Origin of the sequence: Bradyrhizobium sp. 31Argb (assembly GCF_043638955.1) — a bacterium.
Lineage (GTDB): Bacteria > Pseudomonadota > Alphaproteobacteria > Rhizobiales > Xanthobacteraceae > Bradyrhizobium.
The window spans coordinates 1-9,131 of the sequence record NZ_JBEGDB010000307.1 but is presented as its reverse complement, the minus strand read 5'-3'; the positions used below and the strand labels follow the sequence as shown (position 1 = coordinate 9,131).

At 64.2% G+C, this 9,131-nt stretch carries 7 protein-coding genes and 1 pseudogene; 4 read left to right on the top strand and 4 right to left on the bottom strand.

All coding sequences use genetic code 11. The features are described 5' to 3' along the window. Nucleotides 1-69: 69 nt before the first annotated feature. Both AAFX91_RS35370 and AAFX91_RS35365 read right to left on the bottom strand, forming a co-directional pair. Nucleotides 70-552, bottom strand: a pseudogene (locus tag AAFX91_RS35370) (alpha/beta hydrolase); the annotation flags it as partial. Further along, a complete protein-coding gene (locus tag AAFX91_RS35365) occupies nt 549-1,484 on the bottom strand; it encodes a ring-cleaving dioxygenase (protein ID WP_130578751.1) in 936 nt (311 codons plus the stop codon). The gene AAFX91_RS35365 and the pseudogene AAFX91_RS35370, both read right to left, overlap by 4 nt. Before the next feature lie 270 nt (nt 1,485-1,754). Between AAFX91_RS35365 and AAFX91_RS35360 the strand changes: the two genes are divergently transcribed. Then, nucleotides 1,755-2,648, top strand: coding sequence for a LysR substrate-binding domain-containing protein (locus AAFX91_RS35360; protein WP_394569628.1), 894 nt, complete (start codon nt 1,755-1,757; stop codon nt 2,646-2,648). A gap of 124 nt (nt 2,649-2,772) precedes the next feature. Here AAFX91_RS35360 and AAFX91_RS35355 read toward each other — a convergent pair whose 3' ends face one another. Both AAFX91_RS35355 and AAFX91_RS35350 read right to left on the bottom strand, forming a co-directional pair. After that, nucleotides 2,773-3,747, bottom strand: a complete 975-nt coding sequence (locus tag AAFX91_RS35355; protein ID WP_130578750.1) for a quinone oxidoreductase — start codon at nt 3,745-3,747, stop codon at nt 2,773-2,775. Nucleotides 3,748-3,960: 213 nt separating this feature from the next. Continuing rightward, nucleotides 3,961-4,950, bottom strand: a complete 990-nt coding sequence (locus AAFX91_RS35350) for an NADPH:quinone oxidoreductase family protein (protein WP_394569627.1) — start codon at nt 4,948-4,950, stop codon at nt 3,961-3,963. A gap of 142 nt (nt 4,951-5,092) precedes the next feature. Here AAFX91_RS35350 and AAFX91_RS35345 point away from each other — a divergent pair, with 142 nt between their 5' ends. The 3 genes from AAFX91_RS35345 (at nt 5,093) to AAFX91_RS35335 (ending at nt 9,027) form a co-directional block, all read left to right on the top strand. Further along, nucleotides 5,093-6,151 (top strand): AraC family transcriptional regulator, encoded by a 1,059-nt coding sequence (locus AAFX91_RS35345; protein WP_394569626.1) that lies wholly within the window; start codon nt 5,093-5,095, stop codon nt 6,149-6,151. A gap of 108 nt (nt 6,152-6,259) precedes the next feature. Then, nucleotides 6,260-7,786 carry an acyl-CoA synthetase gene (locus AAFX91_RS35340; RefSeq protein ID WP_394569625.1) on the top strand — a complete coding sequence of 509 codons (1,527 nt, stop codon included), beginning with the start codon at nt 6,260-6,262 and terminating at the stop codon, nt 7,784-7,786. A 35-nt stretch (nt 7,787-7,821) separates the two neighbouring features. Further along, nucleotides 7,822-9,027 carry an ABC transporter substrate-binding protein gene (locus tag AAFX91_RS35335; protein ID WP_394569624.1) on the top strand — a complete coding sequence of 402 codons (1,206 nt, stop codon included), beginning with the start codon at nt 7,822-7,824 and terminating at the stop codon, nt 9,025-9,027. The last annotated feature ends 104 nt before the right edge of the window (nt 9,028-9,131 follow it).

Here is a 9,131-nt window from a genome sequence, read left to right as displayed (position 1 = left end):
CACTTTGGCGTAGAGCTCACCAGGCCGCCGCCCAGCGCGCGCACTTCAAAACAAAAAGACAACTGTAATGCTAGGCACGATCGGGTCCATCTGTCCCGAGGCGATCAGCACCGGCATGCCACCCAATTGAGCGGGCGGTGGATCGGACAGCGGCACCATCGCGCGCAACAGCGCCGCGCCCGAAAACGTGCCGGGGCGAAGCAGCATCGTGGCCGCGGCGATGTTGGCGCCGTTGGAATAGCCGACCGCCACCGGCGCGCCGATGCCGAGACGCCTGCGTGTCGCGTCGACGAAGTCGGCCAGTTCGACGGCGCGCCGCCGAACGTCGTCCTCATCGAACACTCCCTCCGCAAGACGGCGGAAGAAGCGCGGCATCCCGTTCTCCAGCACGCGGCCGCGCGGCGACAACAACGCTGAATCCGGCGACAGCATCCGTCCGAGATCGAGCAAATCGTTCTCATCGCCGCCGGTGCCGTGGAGCAGCAGAAGGGGCGGAGCACCCGCCCCTTCCGCCGGCACGAAGCGATAGACAAAGGGTGTCTCGTTCGTCATGCGACTTCTCCCAAATCAGGCAGCACGCTTTCGATCTCCTTGCGATGCCGCTCGAGGAACGCCGGCAGCTTCAAGGTGTGGCCGAGGCTCTCTACGGGTTCGTCGACCGCAAAGCCCGGAATGTCGGTCGCGATCTCGAACAGCACGCCGCCGGGCTCGCGGAAATAGATCGAGCGGAAGTAATTCCGATCCTTCTGCTCGGTCGGATGCAGGCCGTGGGCCGAGACCAGCTTCTGCGCCATCTGGCCCTGCTCGACATCATCAGCCGCGCGGAACGCGATGTGATGCACGGAGCCGACGCCCTGGCGACCGCGCAGGAAGCCCTTGGCCTCGTAGATGTCGACGATGCTTCCCTTGACGTCACCGGGAGCAGCGAAGCGGATCACCGAACCCTCGCGCGCGACCTCGCGGAAGCCGAGCACATCGGTGAGGATGGCGGCGGTCTTCTCGGCAGTCTCGAGCAGCAAGGTCACGCCGTGGAAGCCGCGGATGGCGTGCTCAGCAGGCACATCCCCATTGCTCCAGGCCGACTCGTCTTCCGCGCCGGGAATGCCGACCAGCGCGAGCGCCATGCCATCGGGATCGGTGAACGGCAGGACCGACTCACCAAAGCGCTTCTCCAGCGGCTGATGGGGGATGCCCTTCTCGACGAAGCGCTGCACCCAATAGCCGAGCGAGCGCGCCGGCACGCGGAAGGCGGTCTGATGGGTCTCGCCGACACCACGGCGGCCGGCGGGCGCGCCTTCCCAGGGGAAGAACGTCAGGATGGTGCCGGGATGGCCGACCGCGTCGCCGTAATAGAAATGATAGGTCGTGGGGTCGTCGAAATTGACGGTCTTCTTGACGAACCGCAGGCCGAGGTAGCGCGTGTAGAAATCGAAATTCTTCAGCGGGTTGCCGGCGATGGCGGTGACATGATGGATGCCAGACATTGGTCTCTCCTGATTAACTCGGGAGCCGATCGGGCCCGTTGTTGGCAATATTGGCCCGCTATGTTCTGAGAACAATCCATGCTTTCATGGCGCCACTGTCTACGATTTGAGGACAATCCCGATCGCATGGTCATTGCGAGCCACCGGGTCGGCGCGTAGCGCCGCCCGATGACAGGCTCCGCGAAGCAATCCACCTCGCCGCGTGCGGAGCCATGGATTGCTTCGTCGCTACGCTCCTCGCAATGACGGGTGAAATGAGCCGGAGGCAAGATGGACAAGGTTGCGAGCCTGCGGGCGTTCGTGAAGGTCGTGGAGACCGGCAGTTTCGCCGAGGCCGGCCGGCAGCTTCGGCTCTCCCGCTCCGCGGTCAGCAAGTATGTGGCCGAGCTCGAAGAGAGTTTGGGCGTGCAGCTCCTCAACCGCACCACCCGCCATGTCAGCGCCAATGAGAGCGGCCAGATGTATTTCGAGCGCGCGCTCTCGATCCTGTCCGAACTCGACGCGGCGGATCAGGCGGTGTCGCAGGCGCAATCGACGCCGCACGGACTGCTTCGCGTCAACGCGCCGATGTCGTTCGGCACGCTGCGGCTCGGCCCGGCGGTCGCGGACTTCATGGGGAAATATCCGAAGATCCAGCTTCAGCTCGTCCTGAGCGACGACCTGCTCGACCCCGTGCAGGACGGCTTCGACGTCACGTTACGGATCGCGGAGCTGGAATCATCGAGCCTGATCGCGCGCAGGATCGCGCCGATCGACCGTGTCGTTTGCGCTTCGCCGGACTACCTAGCCAAGCAGGGCACGCCGGCCCATCCGCGCGATCTTCGCGAGCATGCTGCGCTGACCTATGGCTTCCTGCTGACCGGCAACCAATGGAAGCTGACGGGTGCGGATGGCGATCACTGGATCCAGCCATCCTGGTCGCTATGCGCGAACAACGCAGAGGTGCTGCGCGACGTCGCCACGAAGGGCCACGGGATTGCGCTGATCCCGACCTTCATCGCCGGCGATGCGCTCCACACCGGAGCGCTGAAGACCATCCTCGCGGACTATCACGCACCACCGCTGACGCTCTATGCGATCTACCCTCCGACCCGCCACCTCTCAGTGAAGGTGCGGCTGTTCATCGACTTCCTGGTCGAGCGTTTTGGGGCCGGGACGGATTAGTGCGTCGTTCCGTAGTTCCGTAGCCCGGGTGGAGCGAAGCGCAACCCGGGACATCCATGTCCGCGTTTGAGAGCGGTCCCGGGTTACGCCTGCGGCTCCACCCGGGCTACGACACTGAGCGCACTCACACCAGGAACACCGTGGATCCCGTGGTCTTGCGGGCGGCGAGATCGGCGTGTGCCTTGGCGGCGTCCTTGAGCGGATAGGTCTGGTTGATCTCGATCTTGACCGCGCCTGATTTCACCACGTCGAACAGTTCGTTCGCCATCGCCACCAGGTTCTCGCGCTTGGCGCCATAGGTGTTCAGCGTCGGGCGGGTCACGTACAGCGAGCCCTTCTGTGCCAGGAGGCCGAGGTTGAGCGGCTCGATGCTGCCGGAGGACTGGCCGAACAGCACCGCGACGCCGAGCGGCGCCAGGCAATCCAGCGATTTCAGGAAGGTGTCCTTGCCGACGGAGTCGTAGACAACAGGCACCAGATTGCCTCCGGTGATCTCCTTGACGCGAGCGACGAAATCCTCGCGCGTGTAGACGATGGTGTGCGCAGTGCCATGGGCTTTCGCGAGCTTTGCCTTCTCGTCGGTGGAGACCGTGCCGATCACGGTGGCGCCGAGATGTTTCGCCCATTGGCCGAGGATCAGGCCGACGCCGCCGGCCGCGGCATGCAGCAGGATCGTGTCCCCGCTCTTGACGCGATAAGTCTGGCGAATGAGGTACTGCACCGTAAGGCCCTTGAGCATCATCGCCGCCGCGGTCTTGTCATCGATGCCGTCGGGCAATTTGAGCAGACGGTCGGCCGGGATCAGCCGCTCCTCGGCATAGGCGCCGAGCGGCGAGTTGCCATAGGCGACGCGATCGCCCGGCTTGAGGTCGGTGACGCCGGACCCGACTTCCTCGACGATTCCAGCACCTTCACTGCCAAGACCACTCGGCAGCGGCACGCCGTAGACGCCTGCGCGGTTATAGATATCGACGAAGTTCAGGCCGACTGCCGTGTGACGGATCCGCGCTTCGCCGGGACCAGGCTTGCCGAGCTTGACCTCTTCCCATTTCAGAACCTCGGGACCGCCGGCCTGATGGAAGCGAAACGCGTGTGTCATGAGAAACTCCTGCAGCGCGGGATGACTATGAATTTCGGCGAAAGCAGGCGAATGCAATCCATTTCGCCGGCCGCAGACCATATCAGCGTGCCGCACGGCGGCAAGCGGCGCCCACGGTCATCTTGCCGTGAGGGCCCAGGTGCATTGCAGAATTTCCGATCGCGCAGATCGGGCCGGGTGACGACCTCCCGCCTGGAGCGAGGACGCGCGCACTCAGATCACCACGACGACCTTGCCGAGGGCGCGCCGGTCGGCGAGGTGCTGGATCGCCTTGCCGCCCCCCTGGAGCGGGAATTCGGCGCTGATACCTGATGACAGCATGCCTTGCGAATACCAGGCCTGGAGCGCACGCCGATTCTCGGCGAGGCGTGCATCCTGTGACAGCGTGAACGTGCGCCAGTTGATCCCAAGCACATCGCAATTCTTCAGCAGAGGAAGGTTGAGCGGCAGTGACGGAATGCCTGCGGTAAAGCCGAGCACGAGGTAGCGCCCGCCCTCTGCGATGCAGCGAATGGCGGCTTCCGAGAGCCATCCGCCGACGGGATCGATGATCACGTCGGCGCCGCGCGAACCGACCGTTTGCTTCAGCCGCGCAGCGAGCTCGCGACCATCCCCTGTCGTGTCGGCCGAATAGACCACGCCCTCGGCGGCGCCGTGCTGGCGAGCGAAGCCCAGCTTCTCGCCCGATGATGCCGCGGCGACGACGCGGGCGCCGAGATTGCGCGCGACCTGCACGGCGGCAATGCCGACGCCTCCTGCTGCGCCCAGCACGAGCACGGTTTCGCCGGCGCGCACGCCGGCACGGGTGTGCAGCGCGTAATAGGCTGTCTCGAAGGTGAACTGCATGACCGCGGCATCGACGAACGACATGCCGTCGGGAATCGGGCTGCAGCGCGTGGCATCGACCGCAACGAACTCCGCCATGCCGCCGGTTCCGGTCCGCGCCGCGACCCGATCACCGACGCGCAGCGCGGCAACCCCTTCCCCTGCCGCGGCCACGACGCCGGCCACCTCAGCTCCGGGCGCGAACGGCCGCGGCGTCTTGACCTGATAGCGATCCTGGATCGTGAGAAGGTCCGGATAGTTCACGCCGCACGTCTTCACGGCCACCAGCACCTGTCCCGGCCCAGGGACCGGCTCCGGCACATCGAGCAGCCGCAGGGTTTCGGGCCCGCCCGGCTCGCAACTCATCAACGCGCGCATCAGTGTCCTCCGGCGGCAATCACACGGGCGAGAATGAAAAGAAGTCCCGCACCCGCAATGACGAAAACGATCAGTTGCGTTGACCTTGCCTGCCACAGGAATGGTGGCGACGGAACAATCCGGGCGCTAACATGACCACGCCATGCCGGGAGCCTCCGCCGCACTTCGATCATCACGCGCTGCGCCGTCGCGTTCAGCGATCGATTCCGGCTATGTCGGGCCGGTGCTGAGCGGCGTGCGCGAGGCCGGCTTCGATATCGACCGGCTGTTGGCGCGTGCCGGGATCACGCCCGAGCAACTCGAGAAGCCGGGCGCGCGGCTGCCGCAGGACCAGTTCGGCCGCCTGATCGCGATCCTGACCCGGGAGACGCGCGATGAGCTCTGGCTCTTGTGCAACCGCCCGATCAAGCCCGGCACCTTTCGCATGATGTGCCGGCTATTGATCCGCTCCGCCAATTTGCGCGAAGCGATCCGGATCGGCTGCCAGTTCTATCATCTGGTCACGGACGATTTCGTGGTGCGGCTGGCGGAAGGCCCGGATGACGCTTCGCTCTATGTCACCGACACCATCGCCCAGCCGAGCCGGCGGCGCATGGTCAATGGCGCGATCCTGCTGTTCGCCTATGGGCTGATGTGCTGGCTGGTGGGCCGCCGGCTGCCGTTGATCACCGTCCACTACGTCTTCCCGGAAGAACCGTTCAGCGGGGAGCTCGAGCTGTTCTACCGGGCGCCGATGCTGTTCGATCAGCCGCGCACCGAAATTCGCTTCGACGCTGAGTTGCTTGATCTGCCGATCATGCCGGACGAGGAGCGGCTGCGGCGTTTCCTCGCATCGATGCCCAATGCGCTTCTGGTGCGCTACCGCGACGACAGCAGCATGGCCGAACGGGTGCGCGGCATTCTCCGCCGCAACCTCAAGCGTCCGCTGTCGTTCGAGGACATCGCCGGGGTGCTGGCGGTCTCGCCGCAGACGCTGCGCCGCCGCCTGCTCGAAGAAGAGAACTGCGGCTTTCAGGAAATCAAGGACCGGCTGCGCCGCGACCTCGCCACCCACCTGCTGCAGAAGTCCCGCCTGTCGCTGGAAGAAATTGCGGTCTCGCTCGGCTTCTCCGAGCTCAGCACCTTCCATCGCGCGTTCAGGCGGTGGACCGGCGTGACGCCTGGCGAGTTCCGCGAGCGCCGCAACTCCCGGACAGAGTGACGCAGTCGGATTCCGCCAATCGGATTGGCATGCGCGGTCATTCAATGACTGCGCGCTGACGCGGATAATCCCCGCAAAGGCCGAGTTCTCGGCCAACACGGGGAAGAAATGCCAATCCTGCGCCAATGGGCTGAACGTCATCCCGACAAGACCGCCGCGCTCGTCGCGTTTTCCGACCAAGCGATTACCTATGGCGAGCTCGACCGCCGCGCCAATGCCGTCACGCAGCTCCTGATCTGGACGGGGCTCGCTGCCGGCGACGGCATCGCGATCATGCTCGACAACGACCCTACTTATTTCGAGCTGATCTGGGGCGCGCGACGCCACGGCGTCTATTATACGCCTGTCAGCACGCATTTGAGGCCCGAAGAGGCAGCCTATATCGTGCGCGACAGCGGCGCCAAGCTGTTCTTCGTCGCCGCGCGTTTTGCGGACGCGGTCCAGGCGCTGCTGGCCGACAATCCGCACCGGTGCGCGGTGTACGCGCTTGGCGGCGCATTGGACGGTAGCTTTGACTATGCCGCGGAGCTCGCCCGCTTCGATCGCCTGATCGAGATTCCCGACGGGCCCGTCGGCAAGGATTTCTTCTATTCCTCAGGCACGACCGGCAGGCCGAAGGGTATCAAGCAGCCGCTCTTCGCCAACCTCCGCCAGGCCCAGGCATCCGGCGACTGGGTGCGCGACAATTTCGGCTTCGCGGAGGATACGGTCTATCTCTCTCCGGCACCGCTGTACCATGGCGCGCCGCTTCGCTTCACCATGCGCACGCTGGAGAGCGGCGGTACCGCCGTGATCATGAGGAAGTTCGTGCCCGAGCAGGCGCTGGCCGCCATCGAGCACTACCGCATCACCCACAGCCAGTGGGTGCCGACGATGTTCTTCCGTCTGCTCGCCCTGCCGGACGAGGTGCGGGCCCGCTACCATCTCTCCTCTCATCGTTGCGCGATCCACGCCGCCGCGCCTTGTCCGCCCGAGCTCAAGGAGCGGATGATCGACTGGTGGGGACCGATCGTCTGGGAATATTACGCGGGCTCGGAGCGCAATGGCGCCACCTGCATCTCGACCGCGGACTGGCTGACGCACCGCGGCTCGGTCGGGCGCGCCTGCGTCGGCACCATCCATATCCTCGACGAAGCGCATAACGAACTTGGCCCCGGCGAGATCGGCGACGTCTATTTCGACGGCCCACAATTCGTCTACCACAACGATCCCGAGAAGACCGCACGCTCGCGAAACGCCAAGGGCTGGTCGACGATCGGCGATGTCGGCTATCTCGATCACGACGGCTATCTCTATCTGACCGACCGCCGCTCGCACATGATCATCTCCGGCGGCGTCAATATCTATCCCGCCGAGATCGAGAACCGCCTGGCGCTGCATCCTGATGTCGCTGATGTCGCCGTGTTCGGAATCCCCAATCCGGAATATGGCGAGGAGGTCAAAGCCGTGGTGCAGCTCAGGGAGCCGTCGAAGGCATCATCGGCGCTTGCGGACGACCTGATGGCGTTCTGCCGGGACGGCCTGTCGCATGTCAAATGCCCACGCTCGATCGATTTCGAGGCCGAGCTGCCGCGGCAGGAGAACGGCAAATTGTTCAAGCACGTGCTGAAGCAGCGCTATCTGCAGCCGGCCTGATCAGAGATCATCAACAACGAAGACAGGAAAAGAGCATGAAGAAGCTCATGGTGGCGACCTGTGCAATCGCATGGGCGGGGTTCTCCGCATTCGCACAGGAGAAGAACTACGGACCGGGCGTGACTGATAGCGAGGTCAAGATCGGTCAGACCATGCCCTATAGCGGCCCGGCGTCGAGCTTCGCGGCGATCGGCCGCGCGATGACCGCTTACTTCCAGAAGGTGAATGCGGAAGGCGGCGTCAATGGCCGCAAGATCAACCTGGTCTCGCTCGACGACGGTTATAGCCCGCCCAAGGCCGTCGAACAGACCCGCCGCCTCGTCGAAAGCGAGGAGGTGCTCGCCATCGTCGGCACCTTCGGCTCGCCGACCAACTTCGCCACACAGAAATATCTGAACGCGAAGAAGGTGCCGGGCCTGTTCCTCGGTACCGGCGCCAACCGCGTCTCCGAGGCTGCGACTTATCCGTGGTCGATGGGCTGGCAGCCGAACAACCATGCCAAGGGTGTGATCTACGCCAAATATCTCCTCAAAGAGCGGCCGAATGCGAAAGTCGCGGTGCTGTTCCAGAACGACGATTTCGGCCGCGATCACCTCAAGGGCTTTCGTGACGGGCTTGGCGACAAGGCCGCCACGATGATCGTCAAGGAGCTCAGCTACGAGATCGCCGAGCCGACCATCGACTCGCAGATCCTGATCCTGAAGGCCACCGGCGCCGACGTGTTCCTCGACATTTCGACGCCGAAATTCTCCGCGCAGGCCATCAAGAAGATGGCGGAAACGAAATGGGATGCGCTGCATCTTCTCAGTGACGCCGCCGGCTCGATCTCCAGCACGCTGGTGCCGGCGGGGCTGGAGAATTCCAAGGGCGTCATCACCGTCGCCTTCCGCAAGGATCCGAACGATGCGGCATGGGCCGACGATGCCGGCGTGAAGGAATATCTCGCCTTCATGAAGCAATACATGCCCGAAGCCAACCCGTCCGAGACCTATCACGTGTTCGGCTATGCGACGGCGCAGACCTTCGTTCACGTCTTGAAGAATTGCGGCGATGACCTGACGCGCGAGAACCTGATGAAGCAGGCGACCAGCATCAAGGATCTCGTCCTCCCGATCATGCTTCCGGGCATCAAGCTCAACAGCACCCCGACGCGCTACACGCCGATGAGCCAGGAACAACTGATGCAGTTCGACGGCGTGAAATGGAAGCCGGTCGGCGAGGTGATCGACGCGGAGAAGTGAGGCTTGCGACCACCTCTCCCCGCTCTTGCGGCTGTCATATTCGCACATCTTGCGAAGGAATTTGATCGCTGATTCCGTGAGTTGAACGATGATTCGCGGGAGTG